This is a genomic window from Pseudomonas shiyinii, from assembly GCF_056725765.1.
In genome coordinates, this window is the sequence record NZ_CM161522.1 from 4,040,799 (window position 1) to 4,062,500 (window position 21,702).

General features: G+C 63.1%; 14 protein-coding genes, 2 tRNA genes and 3 rRNA genes (1 of these 19 cut by a window edge). 4 read left to right on the forward strand and 15 right to left on the reverse strand.

Annotated features, from left to right (window positions below):
- Window positions 1-27 precede the first annotated feature (27 nt).
- Entirely contained in the window at window positions 28-210 is a 183-nt protein-coding gene (locus tag ACXHGZ_RS18280; RefSeq protein ID WP_196143798.1) for a type II toxin-antitoxin system HicA family toxin, read from the reverse strand.
- Between the two features lie 198 nt (window positions 211-408).
- On the opposite strand from ACXHGZ_RS18280, the gene ACXHGZ_RS18285 reads away from it, so the two are divergent.
- Complete coding sequence (locus tag ACXHGZ_RS18285; RefSeq protein ID WP_480460832.1) at window positions 409-543, forward strand: hypothetical protein; 135 nt, start codon at window positions 409-411, stop codon at window positions 541-543.
- On the opposite strand, the gene ACXHGZ_RS18290 is transcribed toward ACXHGZ_RS18285, so the two are convergent.
- Complete coding sequence (locus tag ACXHGZ_RS18290; protein WP_084858469.1) at window positions 531-806, reverse strand: metal/formaldehyde-sensitive transcriptional repressor; 276 nt, start codon at window positions 804-806, stop codon at window positions 531-533. The genes ACXHGZ_RS18285 and ACXHGZ_RS18290 overlap by 13 nt on opposite strands.
- A 70-nt stretch (window positions 807-876) precedes the next feature.
- Between ACXHGZ_RS18290 and dmeF the strand changes: the two genes are divergently transcribed.
- Both dmeF and ACXHGZ_RS18300 read left to right on the forward strand, forming a co-directional pair.
- Window positions 877-1,815, forward strand: coding sequence for a CDF family Co(II)/Ni(II) efflux transporter DmeF (dmeF, locus tag ACXHGZ_RS18295; RefSeq protein ID WP_480460835.1), 939 nt, complete (start codon window positions 877-879; stop codon window positions 1,813-1,815).
- A 95-nt stretch (window positions 1,816-1,910) separates the two neighbouring features.
- Window positions 1,911-2,255 (forward strand): cupin domain-containing protein, encoded by a 345-nt coding sequence (locus ACXHGZ_RS18300; RefSeq protein WP_084858471.1) that lies wholly within the window; start codon window positions 1,911-1,913, stop codon window positions 2,253-2,255.
- A 222-nt stretch (window positions 2,256-2,477) separates the two neighbouring features.
- Here the strand turns inward: ACXHGZ_RS18300 and mmsB are convergent, their stop codons facing one another.
- Both mmsB and ACXHGZ_RS18310 read right to left on the reverse strand, forming a co-directional pair.
- A complete protein-coding gene (gene mmsB / locus ACXHGZ_RS18305) occupies window positions 2,478-3,365 on the reverse strand; it encodes a 3-hydroxyisobutyrate dehydrogenase (protein WP_480460836.1) in 888 nt (295 codons plus the stop codon).
- A 28-nt stretch (window positions 3,366-3,393) separates the two neighbouring features.
- The gene (locus ACXHGZ_RS18310) at window positions 3,394-4,920 is read right to left on the reverse strand and encodes a CoA-acylating methylmalonate-semialdehyde dehydrogenase (protein ID WP_224456987.1); all 1,527 of its coding nucleotides are present in this window, start codon (window positions 4,918-4,920) and stop codon (window positions 3,394-3,396) included.
- Between the two features lie 118 nt (window positions 4,921-5,038).
- Between ACXHGZ_RS18310 and ACXHGZ_RS18315 the strand changes: the two genes are divergently transcribed.
- Window positions 5,039-5,983 carry a LysR family transcriptional regulator gene (locus tag ACXHGZ_RS18315; RefSeq protein WP_084858474.1) on the forward strand — a complete coding sequence of 315 codons (945 nt, stop codon included), beginning with the start codon at window positions 5,039-5,041 and terminating at the stop codon, window positions 5,981-5,983.
- 125 nt (window positions 5,984-6,108) lie between these two features.
- Here ACXHGZ_RS18315 and yfiB read toward each other — a convergent pair whose 3' ends face one another.
- The 11 genes from yfiB to ACXHGZ_RS18370 form a co-directional block, all read right to left on the reverse strand.
- Complete coding sequence (gene yfiB / locus ACXHGZ_RS18320; protein ID WP_480464096.1) at window positions 6,109-6,603, reverse strand: outer membrane lipoprotein YfiB; 495 nt, start codon at window positions 6,601-6,603, stop codon at window positions 6,109-6,111.
- 6 nt (window positions 6,604-6,609) lie between these two features.
- Window positions 6,610-7,881 (reverse strand): diguanylate cyclase DgcN/YfiN, encoded by a 1,272-nt coding sequence (dgcN, locus tag ACXHGZ_RS18325; protein ID WP_480460840.1) that lies wholly within the window; start codon window positions 7,879-7,881, stop codon window positions 6,610-6,612.
- The gene (gene yfiR / locus ACXHGZ_RS18330) at window positions 7,878-8,447 is read right to left on the reverse strand and encodes a regulatory sequestration protein YfiR (RefSeq protein ID WP_480460842.1); all 570 of its coding nucleotides are present in this window, start codon (window positions 8,445-8,447) and stop codon (window positions 7,878-7,880) included. The genes dgcN and yfiR overlap by 4 nt, the downstream gene beginning before the upstream one ends.
- A 79-nt stretch (window positions 8,448-8,526) precedes the next feature.
- Window positions 8,527-10,602, reverse strand: coding sequence for an exodeoxyribonuclease V subunit alpha (recD, locus tag ACXHGZ_RS18335; RefSeq protein WP_480460844.1), 2,076 nt, complete (start codon window positions 10,600-10,602; stop codon window positions 8,527-8,529).
- Window positions 10,599-14,276, reverse strand: coding sequence for an exodeoxyribonuclease V subunit beta (gene recB / locus ACXHGZ_RS18340; protein ID WP_480460846.1), 3,678 nt, complete (start codon window positions 14,274-14,276; stop codon window positions 10,599-10,601). The genes recD and recB overlap by 4 nt, the downstream gene beginning before the upstream one ends.
- Window positions 14,273-17,755 (reverse strand): exodeoxyribonuclease V subunit gamma, encoded by a 3,483-nt coding sequence (gene recC, locus ACXHGZ_RS18345; protein ID WP_480460848.1) that lies wholly within the window; start codon window positions 17,753-17,755, stop codon window positions 14,273-14,275. The genes recB and recC overlap by 4 nt, the downstream gene beginning before the upstream one ends.
- Window positions 17,756-17,902: 147 nt before the next feature.
- Window positions 17,903-18,018 (reverse strand): 5S ribosomal RNA (rrf, locus tag ACXHGZ_RS18350).
- A 126-nt stretch (window positions 18,019-18,144) separates the two neighbouring features.
- Window positions 18,145-21,037 (reverse strand): 23S ribosomal RNA (locus tag ACXHGZ_RS18355).
- Window positions 21,038-21,279: 242 nt separating this feature from the next.
- Window positions 21,280-21,355: transfer RNA gene (locus ACXHGZ_RS18360), tRNA-Ala, on the reverse strand.
- A gap of 21 nt (window positions 21,356-21,376) precedes the next feature.
- Window positions 21,377-21,453: transfer RNA gene (locus ACXHGZ_RS18365), tRNA-Ile, on the reverse strand.
- 85 nt (window positions 21,454-21,538) lie between these two features.
- Window positions 21,539-21,702, reverse strand: a 16S ribosomal RNA gene (locus ACXHGZ_RS18370); it runs 1,373 nt beyond the window's last position.
- Together the 16S, 23S and 5S rRNA genes with 2 tRNA genes alongside form the textbook arrangement of a ribosomal RNA operon.

Genomic DNA, 21,702 nt, shown 5'->3' on the forward strand with positions numbered 1-21,702 from the left:
AAACCTGCTCGAGCATCGCGACCGATCCTATTTCAGGCCAGCTTGTTTCAAGATGTTGTGCACAGTGCCCTTTGGCAAATCACTTTTAGGATGGGGAACCGTAACCCTTCCTCGCTTTATGGGATGCCTGAACTGATGATGGCTTCCTTTCACCTCCACCTCATACCACCCATCCGCTTCGATGAGCTGGATCACGTCCCTACTGCGCATTCACCCTTCCTTCGGCCGTTGATGTGTATGGTACACATCGATATTGGCAAAAACAAAGAGTAATACACACTATGCACATGCAAGACGACAAGCGGCCATTTAGTCCTTTTGAATAAGCCTCATCCGGTTCACATGTAAGACATTTGCCGCTTGCAGCCCAGCCGGATTCTGTCCCCACAATCCCCGCCATGTCGCGCCATGTCGCGCCATGAAAGGGACTTCGCCGTGCCATCGATCTACCAGCTCAAACCCCGTTTCCAGATCACCCAGCGCATCGACAAGCGGCGCATTTTCAGCGTGAGCCTGGCGCAACGGACACCTCACTTGAGGTAAGACCGCAACAACGCCGCCACCTTGTCGGCCTCTTCCTGCCGCGCCTGGGCACTCAACCCGTCGGCCACCAGGTGCTCGCGGATATGCCCTTCCATGACCTCGGCCATCAGCCCATTCACCGCCCCCCGCACCGCAGCGATCTGCTGCAGGATGCCCAGGCAGTCTTTGTCCTGCTCGAGCGCGGCCTCCAAAGCGGCCGCCTGGCCTTTGATCTTGCGCACGCGGGTCAGCAGTTGTTTCTTGCTCTTGATGGTATGTGCCATTCAGCCTCGCACCTTCATAGGTATACTGGGGTATAGTATGTGCCGCACACATTCTGGAGCATGATAAACCATGGTGGCGCACACCTCAGACAAGTGGCTGCACAGCCATCAGTTCCATACCAGCAACCTCGGCGCCGAGCGCAAGACACGCCTGGCCGTTTGGCTCACGGCCCTGATGATGGTGGCCGAGATCACCGGCGGCTGGTACTTCAACTCCATGGCGCTGCTGGCCGACGGCTGGCACATGAGCTCCCATGCCTTGGCCCTGGGCCTGTCGCTGCTGGCCTATGCGGCGGCACGGCGCTATGCAGGCGACCGGCGCTTCGCCTTCGGCACCTGGAAGATCGAGATCCTCGGCGGCTATTCCAGTGCCCTGCTCTTGCTGGGCGTGGCCGGCCTGATGGCGTTCCAGTCGGTGGAACGGCTGCTGACACCAGGGCCGATCCACTATGACCAAGCCATCGCCATCGGCGTCGTAGGCCTGGCCGTGAACCTTGTCTGCGCCTGGCTGCTACGCGATGACCACCACCATCATCATGAGCACGATCATCACCATCACGGCCATCACCATCACCAGGACCTGAACCTGCGCTCGGCCTACCTGCACGTGATCGCCGACGCCGCCACCTCGCTGCTGGCCATCGTCGCGCTGTTGGCGGGCAAGTTCTGGGGTGCCGGCTGGCTGGACCCGGTAATGGGCCTGGTGGGTGCGGTGCTGGTGGCGGTGTGGGCCAAGGGCCTGCTGCACGACACCGGGCGCGTGCTGCTCGATGCCGAGATGGATGCACCGGTGGTCGAGGAAATCCGCGAAGTGGTGGCCCAGTTGCCGGTGCCTGCCACCATCACCGACCTGCACGTGTGGCGCGTGGGTAAGGACCAGTATGCCTGCATCCTCAGCCTGGCGAGCAGCTTGCCGCTGGAGGCGGATAACGTGCGCAAGGCCCTGGCCGTGCACGAGGAGCTGGCCCACGTCACCGTGGAAGTGAACGCGCTGGCGGACCATCGATAGCGCAACCAGGCACCTGGGCGTCGAGCCCAGGCAACTGCAGTACGCGCGCAGGCCCTATGGTGGCGTGTCATTCAGCCATTTACCTGGAGCCTGCCATGTCCGATTTCATCACCGTCCTGCGTGAAACCTGCCCGATCCCGGCCCTGAACGCCACCCCGTGGAAGCGCATCGGCGGCGACCCGCAGACGGTCAACCTGAACGCCTACCTGTCTGCCGACGGCAGCAAGATCATGGGCACCTGGATCTGCACCCCGGGCAAATTCGAGATCAACTACGAGAAGTGGGAGTTCTGCCACTTCCTGGAAGGCTACGTGATCATCACCCCGGAAGGTGAAGAGCCCAAGCACCTGAAAGCGGGTGATGTGTTCATCATCGAGCCTGGCTTGAAGGGCACCTGGGAAGTGGTCGAGACCGTACGCAAGTACTTCGTGTTCGCCTGATCCAGTCGACATCACCCGAGCCTGTGGGAGCGGCGGTCCCGATATCGCCGACGCCTGGCAAGGGCTTTTCCCTTGATCGCGGCATTAGCCACTGTTCTCTGCGAATCGCCCACGAGGGAATGCGTCGCAGGCAAAAAAACATCGCGGGGCAGATGCCCCTCCCCAAGGTGCGCAGTTACATGGGGAAAGCCACCTGGCCCGCGATAAAACTCACCTCGCTCGTCAATCCTTCTTGCGATAGCTCTCTACGATCGCCGAGAAGTCCTTGCCGCCTTCACCGCGCAGGCTCATGGCCTGGTACAGCTGCTGGGCGACGGCGCCCAGGATCACCGGCTGGTGCGCGACCCGCGCAGCCTCGGTGGCCAGGCCCAGGTCCTTGAGCATGAGCTCGGCGCCAAAGCCGCCGGTGTAGCCCCGCGACGCCGGAGCGGTCTCGATGATGCCCGGCCAAGGGTTGTAGGTATCGGAACTCCAGCAACGCCCGGTGGAGCTGTTGATGATGCCGGCCAGCACCTTGGTGTCGATGCCCAGTGCATTGCCCAGGGCCATGGCCTCGGACACGCCGATCATGGAAATGCCCAACAGCAGGTTGTTGCAGATCTTGGCGATCTGCCCGGTGCCGACTTCACCGCAGTGCACAATGTTGCGGCCCATCTGCTCGAGCACAGGCTTCAAGGTGGCGAACAGTTCGGCGCTGGCACCGACCATGAAGGTCAGGGTGCCGGCCGCCGCGCCGCCGGTGCCGCCGGACACCGGCGCGTCGCCCATGTCCACACCCTTGGCTGCCGCGGCCTTGGACACATCGCGAGCGGTCTGCGGGTCGATGGTGCTGCAGTCGACGGTCGGCGTGCCGGGACGCACGCCGGCCAGCACACCGTCGTCGTTCAGGTAGACGCTGCGCACATGGGCTGCCGCCGGCAGCATGGTGATCACCAGGTCGCTGGCGGCCGCAGCGTCCTTGGGCGAGGCGCTGACCTGCCCACCCAGTTCGGCGAGCTCGGCCAGCACGGCCTTGTTCAGGTCGAACAGGTTCAGCTGGTGCCCGGCCTTGATCAGGTTGCGGGCCATGGGCGCGCCCATGTTGCCCAGGCCGATGAATGCGATACGCATGACTTTCTCCTTGGCGCAGGCTGATGGCTCAGCGCAGGCTGATGGTGGTGTTCACACCGTCATTGACGCTGTCATCGTCGAACCAGCGGGCGGTGACGGTCTTGGTCTGAGTGTAGAACTGCACCACCTGCTTGCCGTACGGGCCCAGGTCGCCGAGCTTGGAGCCGCGCGAACCGGTGAAGCTGAAGAACGGTACCGGCACCGGGATCGGGATGTTGATGCCGACCTGGCCGATGTCGATCTCGCTCTGGAACTTGCGCGCCGCCGCGCCGCTCTGGGTGAACAGGCCGGTGCCGTTGCCGAACGGGTTGGCGTTGACCAGGGCGATGGCTTCGTCGAGGGTGTCGACTTCCAGGGTGACCAACACCGGCCCAAAGATTTCCTGGGTGTAGATCTGCATGTCGGTGCGCACGCCGGAGAACAGGGTGGGGCCGACGAAGTTGCCCTGCTCGTAGCCCGGCACCTTGACGTCGCGGCCGTCCAGCTCGAGCTTGGCGCCTTCCTTGATGCCGCTTTCGATCAGGCCCAGCACACGCTCCTTGGCACGTTTGGACACCACCGGGCCGACATCCGTGCCCGGCTCGCAGCCGGCATTGACCTTGAGCTTGCTGGCCGCGGCCTTGATGTCCGGCAGCCACTCGCGGGCCTTGCCCACCAGGACCGCCACCGAGGTGGCCATGCAGCGCTGGCCGGCCGCGCCGAAGGCGGCACCGACCAGGGCGTTGATGGTTTGGGTGCGGTTGGCGTCGGGTAGCACCACGGCGTGGTTCTTGGCGCCCATCATCGACTGCACGCGCTTGCCGTGCTGGCTACCGAGGTTGTAGACGTGGGTGCCCACTTCGGTGGAGCCGACGAAGGAAATCGCCTTGATGTCCTTGTGCGTGCAGATGGCGTCCACCACCTGCTTGCCGCCATGCACCACGTTGAGCACGCCGGCCGGCACGCCAGCTTCCAGCGCCAGCTCCACCAGCATCATGGTCGACAGCGGGTCTTGTTCGGACGGCTTGAGCACGAAGGTGTTGCCGCAGACGATGGCCATGGGGAACATCCACAGCGGGATCATCGCCGGGAAGTTGAACGGGGTGATGCCGGCGCACACGCCGATGGGCTGGCGCAGGGTGTAGGTGTCCACGCCACCGGCGACGTTTTCGGCGAACTCGCCCATTTGCAGGGTACCGATGGAGGCGGCGTGCTCGACCACCTCCAGGCCACGGAAGATGTCGCCTTCGGCGTCGGCCAGGGTCTTGCCCTGTTCGGCGCTGAGGGTCTGGGCGATGCGCTTGGTGTGTTCGCGGATCAGCGCCTGCAGCTTGAGCATGATGCGCATGCGCGCGCCGATCGGGGTGTCGCGCCAGGTCGTGAAGGCTCGCTGGGCGGCGGCCACGGCGGCATCGACTTCATCGACGGTGGCGAACGGAACCCGCGCCAGCACCTGCTGGGTGGCCGGGTTGACGATGTCGCGCCACTCGGTGGTCTTGGACTCGACCCACTGGCCGTCGATCAGCAGCTTGACCTGCTCGACCTTGGCCTGGTCTGGGGTATGGGGTGCGTTCATCTGCGCTCTCCTTGGAATTATTGTCGGAACGAGATCGCCAGCGGGTGGCGCCGTGGGGCTTTTTTCGAGTATAGATGTGCAAACATCCAACAAGAACGCACAAAAAAACCGGATCATCATGCAAAAAGACCTCACCTCCCTGAGTTCGCTGAACTGGGACGACTTGAAGTTCTTTCTTGAAGTGGCGCGCACCCGCAAGGCCAGCAGCGCGGCCAAGCGCCTGGCGGTGGACTACACCACGGTGTCACGGCGCATCAGCTCGCTGGAAGGCGCCCTGGGCACGCTGCTGTTCGAGAAATCACGGACCAACGGCTTCGTCCTGACCGCCGAAGGCCAGCGCCTGCTGGGCTATGCCGAATCGATCGAAAGCACGCTGCACATGGCCTGCGAGCAGGTGTCCGGCTCAGGCGTGGCGTTGTCGGGGCATGTGCGCATGGGCTGCACGGAGGGGTTCGGCAGCTTTTTCGTCACCCCGCAACTGAGCCATTTCGTCGATGCCTACCCGGCGATCTCGGTGGACATCCTGCCGCTGCCGCACTTCATCAGCCTGTCCAAGCGCGAGGCGGACATCGTCATCGCCCTGGAGCGGCCCGAGCATGGGCCCTACGTGTGTTGCAAGCTATGCGACTACCGCTTGCGGCTGTATGCCACCCAGGAGTACCTGGACAACCACGAACCGATCCGCACGGCAGCCGACCTGGTGAACCATCGGTTCATCAGTTATGTCGATGACCTGGCCTTCAGCTCGGAGCTGCTGTACCTGGCCAATCTGATCCCCAATGCCAACGCGCACCTGCGCAGCACGAGTGTGATCGCCCAGTACACGGCGGCGTTGCAGGGGCGTGGGCTGGCGATCCTGCCGTGCTTCCTGGCGGCGCAGGATGCGCGGCTGGTCAACCTGTTGCCGCAGGAGGTGGAGATTACCCGGCAGTTCTGGATGTACTGCCGGGAGGACCTGCGCAAGTTGAAGCGCATCACCTTGTTGTGGGACTACATTCGCGATGTGACCGAGGCGAATGCGCCGTTGCTGATGGGGCAGACGCGGGACATGCGCTTCGCCTGACGTCGAGCGGGGCTGCTTCGCAGCCCATCGCCGGCAAGCCGGCTCCCACCTGTCCTGCGCTGTTTTCAAAGACACCGCCATACCTGTGAGAGCGGGCTTGTCCCACGATCAAGGGCGCAGCCCTTTCAGTTGGATGCCACCACGATCGACACCCGGCGGTTTTCGGTACGCCCGGCAGGGGTACGGTTGTCGGCCACCGGCTGGCTGCTGCCCAAGCCGACAGTCTGGATGTTCTGCGGCTGCATGCCGATGCCGATCATTGCCCGCGCCACGCTCTGCGCACGGCGTTCGGACAACTGCCGGTTGTAGGCCTCCTTGCCCGAGGCATCGGCATGGCCATCGATACGCACCCGCTCGATGCCCACCGCCAGCAAGGCCTTGCCGATGCGCTCGACGATCGCCCGGCTCTGGCTGTTCAGGCTGTCCAGGTCGCTGCCGAACAGCACCTTGCCGGAAAGGTCATAGGCCCACCCCTCGTCGGTCGGGGCGAAGCCCTCGCGCTTGAGGGTGGCGATCTGTTCGGGCGTAAGGCCCTGGGGCACACTCTGGCAGCCGCCCAGGGCCAGCAACGCCAGCAGCACGGCCAGCAAAGGAAAATGCAATGCGTGGAAACGGTGAATCACGGTTCAGCTCCTGTTATCAACGTCAGTGGCGCAGCGGTCCGTCTGCGCCACTTGCCAATGGCCACGGCGCACGCGCTTGGCCTGGTACATCGCCACGTCGGCGGCATTGAGCAACCCGGCCGGGTCGTTGCCGTCGTCCGGGTAATAGGCGATGCCAACACTCATCGAGGTGGTGATCTGCTTACCGCCGTCCAGCAGGATCGGCACCTTCATGCTCTCGACGATCTTTTCGGCAATGCGCTGGGCGTCGTCCCGCGCGTGCAGCGGGGCCAGCAGCACAGCGAATTCGTCGCCGCCCAGGCGCGCCACCAGATCGTGTTCACGCAGTTGGGCGCGAATGCGCTTGGCGACGCTCACCAGCACTTCGTCGCCCACGGCATGGCCGAGGCTGTCGTTGATCTGCTTGAAGTGATCGCTGTCGAGGAACAGCAGCCCCAGGTGCTCGCGCTGCCGCGCGGCGTTGCGCAGGGTGCGGCTCAGCCGCCCTTCGAAGAAGGCCCGGTTGGGTAGGCCCGTGAGGCTGTCGTGGCTGGCCTGGTGAGCGAGGTTCTCGTTTTCGCTCTGCAGGTGACTGTGCCAAGCCTCCAGCTCGTCGAGCAAGGCATTGAAGTCATTGCCCAGCTCGTTGAGCTCAGCGATCTGCGCCTCGGGTACGCGCCGGTCGAAGCTGCGCTCGCGGCGGGCGGCGTGGGCCACGCTGGCCAGGCTGCGCAGCGGGCCGACGATATCGCCGAACAGCCGGCGCGACAGGTAGATGGCCAGCACCGCGCTGAGCAAGGTACAGAACAGGATCCCGGCCAGGCCGCTGAACAGGAAGCGCAGCAGGTTGCCGCCCTGCCCCACCAGTTCGATATGGCCCACCTGACGCTGCTGGTGCACCACCGGCAGATTGATCGGCTCGTCCAGCAACGCCCGGGCCACTTCAGCTTCCAGTTGGGCGAACATGCCGTCGTCGTCGCGGTGCCAGTGAGCCAGTTGCTCGCCGTCGCGGTTGAACACCTTCGCATCAGCCACTTCCTCGGTGGCCGCGATCAACGCCAGGGCCTCCTTGGCAGCCGAGCCGTCGTTGAACACCACGGCGGCTTCGACGGTGTAGTTGATCGAGCGGGCGATCAGGTGCAGGTTGTGGTTGGCATACACGCGCAGGGCGAGCACACCGAGCAACGTCAGGGAAATACCCGCCAGGCCTACCGCCAACAGGGCTACGCTCAAATGCCCACGGCCCAGCACCGAGCGCAGGGTCGGGCGGGTACCGCGCTTGGCTGCCAGCTTCATGGCTGCACCGCCCGGCGCCGCGACAGCTGCAGCACGCTGGGGTGGATACGCACACCGCTACGCGCCACCGAGTCGAGGTTCACTTCGAAGGCCACCTGGCGATCGCCGACACGCAGGCAGAACAGGCTGCCGACCCTGCAAGGATCATCGGCCTCGCTGATGCTCAGGACCGGATGGCCATTGATGGCCTGGAACAACCGCTCGCGCTCCCCGCTGTCCAGCTTGCCGATGTAAACGGCATCGCAGGCATTGGCAATGCGTGCGTCGTCGGCCAGCAGGCGGCGTACCTCCAGCGGTTGGCCGGAATTCTGCACATTGCCCTTGATCAGGTCATCGGCGTATTCGGTAGGGCCCACCAAGCACAGGCGCAGCGGTACGGGGTTGGCCGGCCAGCGGGCATAGCTGAGGATGCCCAGTACCACCTGGGTCACGGCCTTGGCCCGTTGTTGAGCCTGGGCAGCGCTGGCCGGCTCTGCCTGAGCAAGGCCAGCGAACAGCAACAGGGCGGCTAACGCCAGCGAAAGCGCATGGCCCAACACGCGCCCCCAGGATGAGGCAGCCACCATGTAGGAAATCTCTCAAAATCCCTTAAGAAATTAGCGCAACGATAGCACAGTGCCTTTGGCCTCAGGAACGTGCGATACGTCACACTTTCTCCAGCATCAACCCGGAAATCCTGCGCACCTTACGTGCTACCGCCTCTTCGAACACCCCGGCACGCGGCTCGACCAAGCTGAAACAGTGCTTGGCGCGGGTGATACCGGTATAGACCAATTCCTTGGTCAGCACCGGGTTGAGCGAATCGGGCAAGACCAGCGCCGTATGGCTGAACTCCGAGCCCTGGGACTTGTGCACGGTCATGGCGAATACCGTCTCCACCTCGTTGAGCCGGCTTGGCAGGACAAAGCGCACGCCGCCGCTACCGTCGTTGCGCGGGAAAGCCACGCGCAGCACGGGCTCGCCCAGGTCGTCGGGCAGGCGCAGGGCAATGCCGATATCGCCGTTCATCAGGCCGAGGCCGTAGTCGTTGCGGGTCACCAGCACCGGGCGGCCTTCATACCAGGGCTGCTGACTGTCGATCAGCCCGGCGTTGCCCAACACTCGCGCCACGCGCTCGTTCAGGCCCTGGACACCCCAGGGGCCCTTGCGCACCGCGCAGAGCAACTGGAAGTCTTCGAAGCTGTGCAGCACCTTGCCGGCCCATTGTTCCCAGCGCGGGTCGTCGGCGGGGGTGCCAGGCGCCGGGCGGTGGCGGCCAATGGTGCGCAGGTAGCTGCGGTAACCCTGGGGGCCGTCGTCGCCGCGCCCCAGGCCGTCGAGCAACAGGCGGTCGAAGGCGCGGTCGTGTTCACCACGCAGGGCCAGGCCGAACACATCGGCCGGTGGCAGGGTCAGCAGGTCACGAGCCTGCTGGGCTTGCTGGCGGTTGACCAGACGTGCCAGCTGGCCAATGCCGCTGCCTTCACCGAAACGCCGGGAATACCGCAGCATCACCACCTGTTGCGCCAAGGGGTTGCGCTGCGCATCGCCCGGCGCAAGGCCACTGCCTTCGAGCGACTGGCCGCCCACCTGCTCCAGCCAGGCCTGGGTCGCCGGGGAGTAGCATCCATCTTCGGCATCGCGGCACAGGTCACCGAGCACCGCACCGGCTTCCACCGAGGCCAGCTGGTCCTTGTCGCCCAGCAATACCAGGCGAGCCCGGGACGGCAAGGCGTCAAGCAGATTGGCCATCATTTCCAGGTCGATCATCGAGGCTTCATCGACCACCAGTACGTCCAACGGCAACGGGTTGCCGGCATGGTGGCGAAAGTGTCGCGAGCCGGGACGGCTGCCCAGCAGGCGATGGACAGTGCTGACCTCGGTGGGGATGTGCCCGCGCACCTCGCTGCCGACCTGCAGGCGCTCGACCTGCTGGCCGATGGACTCGGTGAGGCGCGCGGCAGCCTTGCCGGTCGGGGCCGCCAGGCGAATGCGCAGCGGGCGGCCCTGCTCCACCGCCGGGGCCTGGAGCAAGGCCAGCAGACGCACCACGGTGGTGGTCTTGCCGGTACCCGGGCCGCCGGTGATGATGCTGAAGGCTGCGCGTGTGGCCAAGGCGCAGGCGAGCTTCTGCCAATCGACCTGGCCAGCCGGGGCGCCACCTGCGAACAATTGCTCGAGACGCGCGGGAAGGTCGGCCGGGATAGGCTCGTTCTGGCTCAGGCGCTGGCGCAAGGCCTGGTCGATACGCCGCTCGTAGCTCCAGTAACGACGCAGGTAGAGGCGCCGGCCACTGAGCACCAGGGGCCTCGCGCCGTGCCCAGGGGCATCCCCGGCCGCCACCAGGGGGCTGGCGGCGATGTGTTGCAGCCAGGTATCCAGGGCCAGGCCGGCGAGCAACTGCGAGGGCAGCAGCAATGGCCCGGCCAGAGCATCACCCTCCGGCGGCAACGACAGGGCGAAATCCGGCTCGGCCAGGGTTTGCTCCAGATCGAGGCAGACGTGACCGTGGCCGAGCTGGTGACTGGCCAGGGCCGCCGCCAGCAACAGCAAGGGATCGCTGCCCGGGGCCCGCTCTTCGAGGAAATTGACGAACGCCCGGTCCAACGCCCGAAGCCAGTCGCGCTCGACCCAACGGTCGAGCAGCACCAGCAGGTCGCGGCTTTCGCGCAGGGGCGCCAGGGCCACCAGTTGTTCAGCGTCCAGGGGCGTGGGCAACAGGTCATCGAGGCGTCGGCTCATGGCGCGGCTCCGGCAAACAGGTCTTGCTGTTCGGGTTCGTGGGCGCCACGGAACAGCGCATCGAGTTGTTCGATCAGGGCACGCGGCGGCTTGGCGAAATACAAACCGTGGCCGGCGCTGCCGACGCCGCGCAGGAAGATGAACACCGCGCCGCCGACATGGCGGTCATAGTCATAGTCAGGCAGGCGCGCGCGCAACTGGCGGTGCAAGGCCAGCAGGTAGAGCACGTATTGCAGGTCGTAGCGGTGCTCGAGGATCGCTTGCTCCATGGCCAGTGCATTGTAGGCTTGGGCGTCGGGGCCCAACCAATTGGACTTGTAGTCGGCCACGTAGTAGCGACCGTCCAGCTCAAACGCCAGGTCGATGAAACCTTTGAACATGCCGTTGAGCACGGTCGGCAGAGCCGCAGGACGTGCGGCGTTGCCGTGGGTATGTCGCACCACCAGCTGGTCCAGGCGCACGGCATCTACCTGGTGGCTGGCGAACCAGAATTCCATTTCGATCTGGTATTGATGCAAATGTGCGAGGGTCAGGGTCGGGCCTTGGGGTTGCAGAGGCAGCGGCTCGGTGAGCAATTGGCCGAGCCAGTGTTCCAGGGTCGGGATCCAGCCGGTCCAGTCGCGGCGGTTGCAGCGCTCACCGACGGTACGCCTGATCGATTCGGGCTGGGCGCTGACCTCGGCGAACCCTTCCCGGCCGGCCCATTCGAGCAGGCCGTGAAGGAAGGTGCCTGGGTTCGGGCCGCGGGGGAAGCGGTGGATGTCACCGCCTTCGACCGGGACTTCGCGCAGCAGCTGGGTGTCGACCTGCTCATCGTCCAGCAATTGCTGGGCTTGGGAACTGTCGGCACCGAGGGTCTGATCGCCCACGCGCAGGGCGCTGTAGGAGGCGATCCACCAGTGTTCGGCGGCAGCCCGACGCGGCTTGCGCGCAGGCAGCAGCTCACGTGTATCGCGCGGGGCGTGGTAGACGTCCTCGCTCGGCTCGGGCAGGCCGAGGCAGGCGATGTCGCGGCTGCCAGCCTGCAAGGCCTGCAGCCAGTCGGCCAGTTGGCCCGACGCAGCCAACGGCAAGCCGCCACCCAGCAGGTAGCCCAGGGCCGACCTGTGCAACTGTGAGGTCTTCTGGCTGCCGCGCTTGAGGTCGGCGATGCCCAGCCAGCAGGCGTACTGGGCACGGGTCAGGGCGACGTAGAGCAGGCGCAGGTCTTCGGCCAGGCGCTCGTCGTCGGCACGGGCGATCTGCGCTTCGTTCGGCGTCAGGGTCAGGTGGGCCTGACCTTGGCTGTCGTGCCAGGTCAACGGCAGACGTTGGCCGTCCACTGGTTTGCTGGTGCAGATGAAGGGCAGGTAGACCAGCGGATATTCCAGCCCCTTGGACTTGTGGATGGTCACCACCTTGACCAGTTGCTCGTCGCTTTCCAGGCGCAAGATCTGCTCTTCGCCCGCCTGGCCGGCGTTGGCCAGGTGTTCGGCCAGGTGACGGATCAACGCCTGCTCGCCATCAAGCTCGCTGGCGGCCTGTTGCAACAGCTCGGCCAGGTGCAGCAGGTTGGTCAGCACCCGCTCGCCATCGCTGCGGCCCATGAGCGTGCGCGGCAGCTGGAAGTCGTGCAACAGGCGGCGCAACATGGGCAGCACACCCTGGCGCTGCCAGGTGTCGCGGTACAGCCGGAAACGCATGACCCAGCCTTCCCAGACCCGCTCGTCCTGGTTCAGGCGCTCCAGTTCGGCCAGGGGCAGCTCGAGGGTGAGGCTGGCCAGGGCGCCCTTGAGCAGGCGCTCGGAATCAGGCTCGGCACAGGCCTTGAGCCAGACCAGCAGGTCATGGGCCTCCTGGGCGGCGAACACCGAATCCTTGTCCGAGAGGTACACGCTGCGTACATCGCGGGCGGCCAGTTCGGCACGAACCAGTTGGGCTTCGCGACCATCACGCACCAGGATGGCGATGTCCGATGGCTGGCACGGTCGCAGCGAGCCTTGGGCATCACGAAAACCGGTCACGCCGTGCTGGCCGCCGTTGAGCAGCTCAACGATGTGGCTGGCGCAGCTGGCAGCAAGCTGCTGGCGGTAGAGCGTGTTGGAGACCGGTTCTTCACTCTGCAACTGCCAGCACTGCAAGGCGGCGCAGGGTTGACCGTCGACCAGCAGCTGCTCGCTGCGCCCCTTGGCGCGGACCTCGACGAAGGGCAGCGGGTTGTCGCCGCTTTCGCGGAACAGGAAGGCCCCTCGCCCCTCGCGGCGAGCTTCGGCCTGAAGGAACACGCGGTTGACCGCCGCCACCATGGCCTGGCTGGAGCGGTAGTTGGTGTCCAGGCTGTGCAGCCGGCCGAGGGTGGCACGGCGGGCAGCCAGGTAGGTGAAGATGTCGGCACCGCGGAAGGCGTAGATCGCCTGCTTGGGGTCGCCGATCATGAACAGGCCGGTTTCCCGGCGGTTTTCGCTGATCCGGTAGATGCGTTCGAAGATGCCGTACTGGACCGGGTCGGTGTCCTGGAACTCGTCGATCAGGGCCACGGGGAACTGCTCCCGGATCAGGCCGGCCAGGCGCTCGCCGGACTCACTGGCCAGTGCATGCTCCAAGCGTAGCAGCATATCGTCGAAGCCCATCTCGGCGCGCCGGCGCTTTTCCACCTCGAAACGCGCCGACACCCAGGCAGCGGCATGCTCGAGCAAACGGGCATCGGGGCTGGGCAGCGCTTGCAGTTGTTCGCGCAGGTTCTCCATGGCCAGCAACGCGGGGTGGTCCGGCGGGGTACCGGACTTCCAGGCCTCGGCCATGCCGGCAGGGGTCAGGCGGGTGAAGCCGGTACCCAGGTCCAGTTCCAATACTTGGTCGTCGCCCGCCCAGGCCCGCAGCTTGTCGAACCAGGGCTCGAAGAAACGTGCTTGCAGCTTGCGACCATCCGCCAACTTGCCGACCACGGCATCGCGACAAATCTGGTGCAGCTCGTCGGCCCATTGCCCCCAGGGGGCCTTGAGCTGGCAGAGCTGCGCGGCGCGTTCGCGCAGGGTGGCCTCGATCAGCGCCTGGGGCTGTTCGTCGTCCTGGGCACCGCGCACCCGGCCAAACAGCGGGCGGATCCGTGGCAGCAAGGCGTCCGGGCTGCCCCATTGGCTGCGCACCCAGGCCAGGGCTTGGCCTTGCATGCCGTAGCAGAAGCGTCGCCAGTAGTCGCGCATGACCTGGCCCAGCAGGTCGCTGTGGTCGGTTTCCAGACTCTGGGTGAACAGGCTGCCGCTGTCGAAGGCGTGCTCGCGCAGCATGCGCTGGCACCAACCATGGATGGTCGACACCGCCGCCTCGTCCATCCACTGCACCGCGACCTCCAGCCGGCTCGCGCAGCGTGGCCAGTGTTCGGCGGGGTAGTCGTCGCGCAGCAGGTGCAGCAGCGGGTCGGCCTCGGTCAGTTCGCCACGGAAGAAACGCGCGGCCTCGGCCAGGCGTGCGCGAATACGCTCGCGCAGCTCCTTAGTGGCAGCGTCAGTGAAGGTCACCACGAGGATCTGCGGCGGCAGCAGCTCACGACCAAAGCCGTTTTCGCCGCCATGGCCGAGGATCAGGCGCAGGTACAGCGCCGAAATGGTGAAGGTCTTGCCGGTGCCGGCGCTGGCTTCGATCAGCTGGCTGCCGTGCAGCGGAAAGTTCAATGCCAAGGGGCGGACCTGGGTCATGCGGCAGTCTCCGGGGCGCCCAGGGTTTGCCAGGGCGCAGCGAACAGTGGGCGGTACAGGGTTTCGCACCAGCCTTCGAAGGTCTCGTCGGCGCAGAGCGCGGCAAAGTCGCGGAACTGGCGGGCCAAGGCCAGGCTTTCGCTGCGCTCGCCGAAGGTATTCTGGCCATCGCCTTCATAGGCTCGTTCTGCGGCAGCCTGGGCTTTGGCCGGGTCGCTTTGCTCCAGCCAGGCGAAGGCGGTCTTGGCGGCCACGGGCAGAGGTGCGTTCATCCCAGCCTGGCGGGCGATCAAAAGGTCGGCCAGCAGCTCCGCGGCCTGGGCCTGGGGCAGCGGGTCGAGCAGCAGGGTCCGGTCGCTGGCGACCATCGCGCTGTGCAAGGGGTAGCCGGCGGCGCAAGCGGCCAGGTGCATGACCCAGGTGGGTACCAGCCGGGGCCATTTGACGCTGTTGCGCCCTGCGCCCAAGGTGTTGGGGACGGTGGCGATGCTCAGCAGGCTCTGGTCCTGGGCCTGGTAGACCCGGCCCAGCCAGCCTTCCAGGCGCTGCTCGCCCCTTTCGAAGTGGATCGGCAGGGCGCCCTCCACCACGTCAGGCCAGCGCTGGAGCAAGTATCGGTGGCGCTGCAGCAGGTCAGGCAAGGGCTGGATCAGCTCGGCTTGGAGCATCTCGCCAAAACCGGCTAAAGGTAGCAGCCCACAGGCCTGTAAACGTCGCGCCTGGCCTTGCAGCGCTTGTTCGGCATTGTCCGGGTCGGCCAGTGCCGCACCCAGCAGGGTTTCGCTGAGGCTGTAGCGTTGCAGGGCATCGAGGACGAAGGGTTCTTCATCTGGTGTCGGTGTTTCCAGGGCCTCGAAGAACACCTTCAGCCGCTGGCTGAAGAAATGCCGCACGGGGTGGCGGAGGAAGTCCTGCAGGTGGGTGATGCTCAGCGCCTCTTCATCCTTATAGGGCGGTAGCGGGTCGTCGCTGGCCGAGGTCGGCTCCATTGTCTGGTGCACGACCTGCCATTCGTGGGCATAGCTGAACAGTGCGCTGCCCTTCTGGAAGTAACGTGGACTGAAAGGCTGCAGCGGGTGTTCCTGGGTCAGGGCATGCAACAACTGCTCACCAGGGTTTTCGAGGGCCCCAGATTTGGCACCGGCCAGCGTCCAGCCCGCGGCGAAGTGGTCGCGTAGCTGGCCGATCAATACCGATGCGGGGCGCTCGCTGTTATCGCGAATGCTGCGCCCGACCCAACTGATATACAGCTGATCACGTGCCGAGAGCAGGGCTTCGAGCAACAGGTAGCGGTCGTCTTCGCGTCGAGACCGGTCGCCTGGGCGGTAGTCGCTGGCCATCAGGTCGAAGTCCAGTGGCGGTTGGGCGCGAGGGTAGTCGCCGTCGTTCATGCCCAGCAGGCACACCACCCGGAAGGGGATGGCGCGCATGGGCATGAGGGTGCAGAAGTTCACCGACCCAGCCAGGAAACGCTGGGACAACTTGCCCTGGTCCAGGCCCGAGAGCCAGGCCTCGCGGACCACGGTGAGCGGGAGCGGGTCTTGCAGGCCGACGGTTTCGCAGGTGGCGAGCCAAGTGTCACGCAAGTCCTGCAGTTGCATCAGCAGGAACTCGTCGTGCTCGTCCTCGGCCAGGAAGAATACCCGCAGCAACGCTTGCAGACGTTCGCCCCACTCGGTTGCGCTGGCAGGCTGCGAAAGGGCCTGGCACGCCACGTCGAGAGCATCGAGCAAGGCCACCAACGGGCCGATCAGCGCGGCGTCGAGGCCTCCGATCTCGTCATAGGGCTCGATACCGTCGCAGCCTTCGCCGACACCCACGGCGTAACCGAGCAGCATACGTCGCAGGCCAAACCGCCAGCTGTTCTGCTCTATTCCCATGGGCAGGCCCAGGGTGGCGCGCTGCTCGGCGCTCAGGCCCCAACGGATGCCGGCACCCTCGATCCAGCGGTGCAGGGTTGGCAGGTCGCTTTCGTGTATGGCGAAGCGGGCGCGTACGGCGGGCACGTCCAACAAATCGAGCACTTCGCTCACGGCGAAGCGGCTTTCGGGCAGCTTGAGCAAGTGTTCCAAGGCGATCAGCAACGGCTCGCGGCCGCGCTGGCCCTGGTCAGTGAGCGTGAACGGGATGTAGCGCGGGTCGCTGCGCTCGAGCTGGCCGAAGACGGCACGGATGTGGGGTGCATAGTCGTCGATCGCCGGAAGCATGACGATGACATCCCGTGGGCGTAGCGTGGGGTCGGCACTGAAGCGGGCGAGCAGCTGGTCGTGGAGGATCTCCACTTCCCGCTGCGGGCTGTGGGCCACATGAAAGCGCACGGAGCGGTCCTTGGCGGGGTCGACTGCCGGCCACAGTTCGCGGGTTTCGGCCAAGGGGCGCAATTCGAGGATGTCGTCTTGCAACTGGCGCAGCAGGTTGTCGGGTGTCGCCTCTTGGAACAGGTCGATGCGGCCATCGCTGAATACGCCGCGGTAGCTGCCAGGGTCGTCGTAGCTGTCGAGCAAGTTGATATAGTCACGGCCCTGCTTGCCCCAGGCGGCCAGCAGAGGGTGGGCGTGCTGGTGCAGAGACTCATCGTCCAGGTCCAGGGGCATGCCTTGCTTGCGCTGCTGGCGCTTGTACTGGTGCCTGAGCAGGTCCTTGTCGGCCACGATATCGGCCCAATGATGGCGACAGGGGTTGTGCACGCACAACAACACCTGGCTGAAGCGCGCCAGGCCAGCCAAAGCTTCCAGCGCCTGGGCCGGGAGAGACGAGATACCGAAGACGATCACTCGTTTCGGCAGGCCGGCAGGTGCGTGTTCGAGTTGATTTATACGCTCGATGAAGCGCTGGTGTACGCCGGCGCGGCTCTGGGCCATGCCCTGTTCGCCTACGTCCTCCAGCAGCGCTCGCCACAGTTCGGCCTGCCAGCGATTGCCGGCGGCCAGGGGCTTGCGCTCGCCCCGAGCGCTGTTGAGCACATGGCCCCCTGCAGCCCACTCCTTGAGCCAGTCGGCGCGGTAGACCTGGTATTGGTCGAACAGGTCGGCCAGGCGCTCGGCCAGCTGGTAACGCTTGCGCAGGTCACTGTCGTCGGTCAGGAAGCGCCGCAGGGGCTCGAAGTGCTCCCGTTCGATCAAGGCAGGCAGCAGACGCATCAGGCGCCAGGTCAGCGGCGCCTTGTCCAGCAGCGAGACTTCAGGAATTTCGTCGCGACCCAACACTCGGCGGTAGAGCTGCCACATGAAGCTGCCCGGCAGTTGCACGTCGATCGCGGCGGCGATGCCGCAGCCGCCTTGGTCGTCATCCTGCGGATCCTCGGCCAGGGCAAGCTTGAGCCATTGCGCGATGCCGTTGCTTTGCACCAGGGCGATCTCGTTTTCCAGCGGCGCCAGGGGGTAACGACGCATCCAGCTCACGACCAGACTGCGCAGGTCGTCGAGGCGGTTGCCGTGGACGATCATGAAGCCGGGGTGGAGGTGAGGGGTATTGAGCATCGGAAGGTCTCTGGCAGGCGCTGGAGGCTGAGGGGGAACGATATCACGTGGGCACCAGGCGGGCTGCATGGCCTGGTCCGTGAGTTTCAGACGCCAGAAAGACAAAACCCCTACCTGCTCACGCAGATAGGGGTTTTGCGAAATGAATCTTGACGATGACCTACTCTCACATGGGGAAGCCCCACACTACCATCGGCGATGCATCGTTTCACTGCTGAGTTCGGGATGGGATCAGGTGGTTCCAATGCTCTATGGTCGTCAAGAAATTCTGTTGCCAGAACGTCCAGATGGACATGCCAGCCAATTCGGATATGTGAATTTGTGATGCAAACTTTCGGTTCGTTCGTCTTCACCACCGCAATTCGCACAGCAAATTGCTTGGGTGTTATATGGTCAAGCCTCACGGGCAATTAGTATCGGTTAGCTCAACGCCTCACAGCGCTTACACACCCGACCTATCAACGTCGTAGTCTTCGACGGCCCTTCAGGGGATTCAAGATCCCAGTGAGATCTCATCTTGAGGCAAGTTTCCCGCTTAGATGCTTTCAGCGGTTATCTCTTCCGAACATAGCTACCCGGCAATGCCACTGGCGTGACAACCGGAACACCAGAGGTTCGTCCACTCCGGTCCTCTCGTACTAGGAGCAGCCCCTCTCAAATCTCAAACGTCCACGGCAGATAGGGACCGAACTGTCTCACGACGTTCTAAACCCAGCTCGCGTACCACTTTAAATGGCGAACAGCCATACCCTTGGGACCGGCTTCAGCCCCAGGATGTGATGAGCCGACATCGAGGTGCCAAACACCGCCGTCGATATGAACTCTTGGGCGGTATCAGCCTGTTATCCCCGGAGTACCTTTTATCCGTTGAGCGATGGCCCTTCCATACAGAACCACCGGATCACTAAGACCTACTTTCGTACCTGCTCGACGTGTGGGTCTCGCAGTCAAGCGCGCTTTTGCCTTTATACTCTGCGACCGATTTCCGACCGGTCTGAGCGCACCTTCGTACTCCTCCGTTACTCTTTGGGAGGAGACCGCCCCAGTCAAACTACCCACCATACACTGTCCTCGATCCGGATCACGGACCTGAGTTAGAACCTCAAGGTTGCCAGGGTGGTATTTCAAGGATGGCTCCATGAGAACTGGCGTCCCCACTTCAAAGCCTCCCACCTATCCTACACAAGCAAGCTCAAAGTCCAGTGCAAAGCTATAGTAAAGGTTCACGGGGTCTTTCCGTCTAGCCGCGGATACACTGCATCTTCACAGCGATTTCAATTTCACTGAGTCTCGGGTGGAGACAGCGCCGCCATCGTTACGCCATTCGTGCAGGTCGGAACTTACCCGACAAGGAATTTCGCTACCTTAGGACCGTTATAGTTACGGCCGCCGTTTACCGGGGCTTCGATCAAGAGCTTCGCTTGCGCTAACCCCATCAATTAACCTTCCGGCACCGGGCAGGCGTCACACCCTATACGTCCACTTTCGTGTTTGCAGAGTGCTGTGTTTTTAATAAACAGTCGCAGCGGCCTGGTATCTTCGACCGGCATGGGCTTACGGAGCAAGTCCTTCACCCTCGCCGGCGCACCTTCTCCCGAAGTTACGGTGCCATTTTGCCTAGTTCCTTCACCCGAGTTCTCTCAAGCGCCTTGGTATTCTCTACCCGACCACCTGTGTCGGTTTGGGGTACGGTTCCCAGTTATCTGAAGCTTAGGAGCTTTTCTTGGAAGCATGGCATCAACCACTTCGTCGCCTAATGGCAACTCGTCATCAGCTCTCGGCCTGGAAATCCCGGATTTGCCTAAGATTTCAGCCTACCACCTTAAACTTGGACAACCAACGCCAAGCTGGCCTAGCCTTCTCCGTCCCTCCATCGCAATAACTGGAAGTACAGGAATATTAACCTGTTTTCCATCGACTACGCTTTTCAGCCTCGCCTTAGGGACCGACTAACCCTGCGTCGATTAACGTTGCGCAGGAAACCTTGGTCTTTCGGCGTGCGAGTTTTTCACTCGCATTGTCGTTACTCATGTCAGCATTCGCACTTCTGATACCTCCAGCAAGCTTCTCAACTCACCTTCACAGGCTTACAGAACGCTCCTCTACCGCATCACCCTAAGGTGATACCCGTAGCTTCGGTGCATGGTTTGAGCCCCGTTACATCTTCCGCGCAGGCCGACTCGACTAGTGAGCTATTACGCTTTCTTTAAAGGATGGCTGCTTCTAAGCCAACCTCCTAGCTGTCTAAGCCTTCCCACATCGTTTCCCACTTAACCATGACTTTGGGACCTTAGCTGACGGTCTGGGTTGTTTCCCTTTTCACGACGGACGTTAGCACCCGCCGTGTGTCTCCCATGCTCGGCACTTCCAGGTATTCGGAGTTTGCATCGGTTTGGTAAGTCGGGATGACCCCCTAGCCGAAACAGTGCTCTACCCCCTGGAGTGATACATGAGGCGCTACCTAAATAGCTTTCGAGGAGAACCAGCTATCTCCGAGCTTGATTAGCCTTTCACTCCGATCCACAGGTCATCCGCTAACTTTTCAACGGTAGTCGGTTCGGTCCTCCAGTCAGTGTTACCTAACCTTCAACCTGCCCATGGATAGATCGCCCGGTTTCGGGTCTATACCCAGCGACTAAACGCCCTATTAAGACTCGCTTTCGCTACGCCTCCCCTATTCGGTTAAGCTCGCCACTGAATATAAGTCGCTGACCCATTATACAAAAGGTACGCAGTCACCTAACAAAGTAGGCTCCCACTGCTTGTACGCATACGGTTTCAGGTTCTATTTCACTCCCCTCTCCGGGGTTCTTTTCGCCTTTCCCTCACGGTACTGGTTCACTATCGGTCAGTCAGTAGTATTTAGCCTTGGAGGATGGTCCCCCCATGTTCAGACAAAGTTTCTCGTGCTCCGTCCTACTCGATTTCACTGGCAAGAGATTTTCGTGTACGGGGCTATCACCCACTATGGCCGCACTTTCCAGAGCGTTCCACTAATCTCAAACCAGCTTAAGGGCTGGTCCCCGTTCGCTCGCCACTACTAAGGGAATCTCGGTTGATTTCTTTTCCTCAGGGTACTTAGATGTTTCAGTTCCCCTGGTTCGCCTCTTGCACCTATGTATTCAGTGCAAGATACCTAGGTTATCCTAGGTGGGTTCCCCCATTCAGAGATCTCTGGATCACAGTCTGTTTGCCGACTCCCCAAAGCTTATCGCAGGCTACCACGTCTTTCATCGCCTCTGACTGCCAAGGCATCCACCGTATGCGCTTCTTCACTTGACCATATAACCCCAAGCAATCTGGTTATACTGTGAAGACGACATTCGCCGAAAATTCGCATGTCGCGCGTTCGCGCAGAACTCACAAATTTTACCTTAGCCTGATGGCCCACCAGTGAAAGTGGTCATCAGTCTATCTATCACATATCCGAATTTTTAAAGAACGATCTGACAAAAGTCAGAAATCAACATTCACAGCGGAATGCTCATTTCTAAGTTCTGCAGGTAACTGCGTAGCAAAGCAAATGGTGGAGCCAAGCGGGATCGAACCGCTGACCTCCTGCGTGCAAGGCAGGCGCTCTCCCAGCTGAGCTATGGCCCCGTCGTCTCTGCACCCAGCGAATGGTAGGTCTGGGCAGATTTGAACTGCCGACCTCACCCTTATCAGGGGTGCGCTCTAACCAACTGAGCTACAGACCTATAACAGGGTCGCGTTACAGCATCGTCTTCTTCAAGGAATCAAGCAATTCGTGTGGGAGCTCATCAGCAGGCTGATGTCTTCGATTAAGGAGGTGATCCAGCCGCAGGTTCCCCTACGGCTACCTTGTTACGACTTCACCCCAGTCATGAATCACACCGTGGTAACCGTCCTCCCGAAGGTTAGACTAGCTACTTCTGGTGCAACCCACTCCCATGGTGTGACGGGCGGTGTGTACAAGGCCCGGGAAC

Coding starts and splice junctions, on each gene's coding strand:
- dgcN (WP_480460840.1), bottom strand. CDS start 7,881: ATGAAGCTGGCAGCCAAGCGCGGTACCCGCCCGACCCTGCGCTCGGTG.
- recC (WP_480460848.1), bottom strand. CDS start 17,755: ATGCTCAATACCCCTCACCTCCACCCCGGCTTCATGATCGTCCACGGC.
- dmeF (WP_480460835.1), top strand. CDS start 877: ATGGTGGCGCACACCTCAGACAAGTGGCTGCACAGCCATCAGTTCCAT.
- recD (WP_480460844.1), bottom strand. CDS start 10,602: ATGAGCCGACGCCTCGATGACCTGTTGCCCACGCCCCTGGACGCTGAA.
- ACXHGZ_RS18315 (WP_084858474.1), top strand. CDS start 5,039: ATGCAAAAAGACCTCACCTCCCTGAGTTCGCTGAACTGGGACGACTTG.
- mmsB (WP_480460836.1), bottom strand. CDS start 3,365: ATGCGTATCGCATTCATCGGCCTGGGCAACATGGGCGCGCCCATGGCC.
- ACXHGZ_RS18310 (WP_224456987.1), bottom strand. CDS start 4,920: ATGAACGCACCCCATACCCCAGACCAGGCCAAGGTCGAGCAGGTCAAG.
- ACXHGZ_RS18285 (WP_480460832.1), top strand. CDS start 409: ATGTCGCGCCATGAAAGGGACTTCGCCGTGCCATCGATCTACCAGCTC.
- recB (WP_480460846.1), bottom strand. CDS start 14,276: ATGACCCAGGTCCGCCCCTTGGCATTGAACTTTCCGCTGCACGGCAGC.
- yfiR (WP_480460842.1), bottom strand. CDS start 8,447: ATGGTGGCTGCCTCATCCTGGGGGCGCGTGTTGGGCCATGCGCTTTCG.
- ACXHGZ_RS18290 (WP_084858469.1), bottom strand. CDS start 806: ATGGCACATACCATCAAGAGCAAGAAACAACTGCTGACCCGCGTGCGC.
- ACXHGZ_RS18300 (WP_084858471.1), top strand. CDS start 1,911: ATGTCCGATTTCATCACCGTCCTGCGTGAAACCTGCCCGATCCCGGCC.
- ACXHGZ_RS18280 (WP_196143798.1), bottom strand. CDS start 210: ATGCGCAGTAGGGACGTGATCCAGCTCATCGAAGCGGATGGGTGGTAT.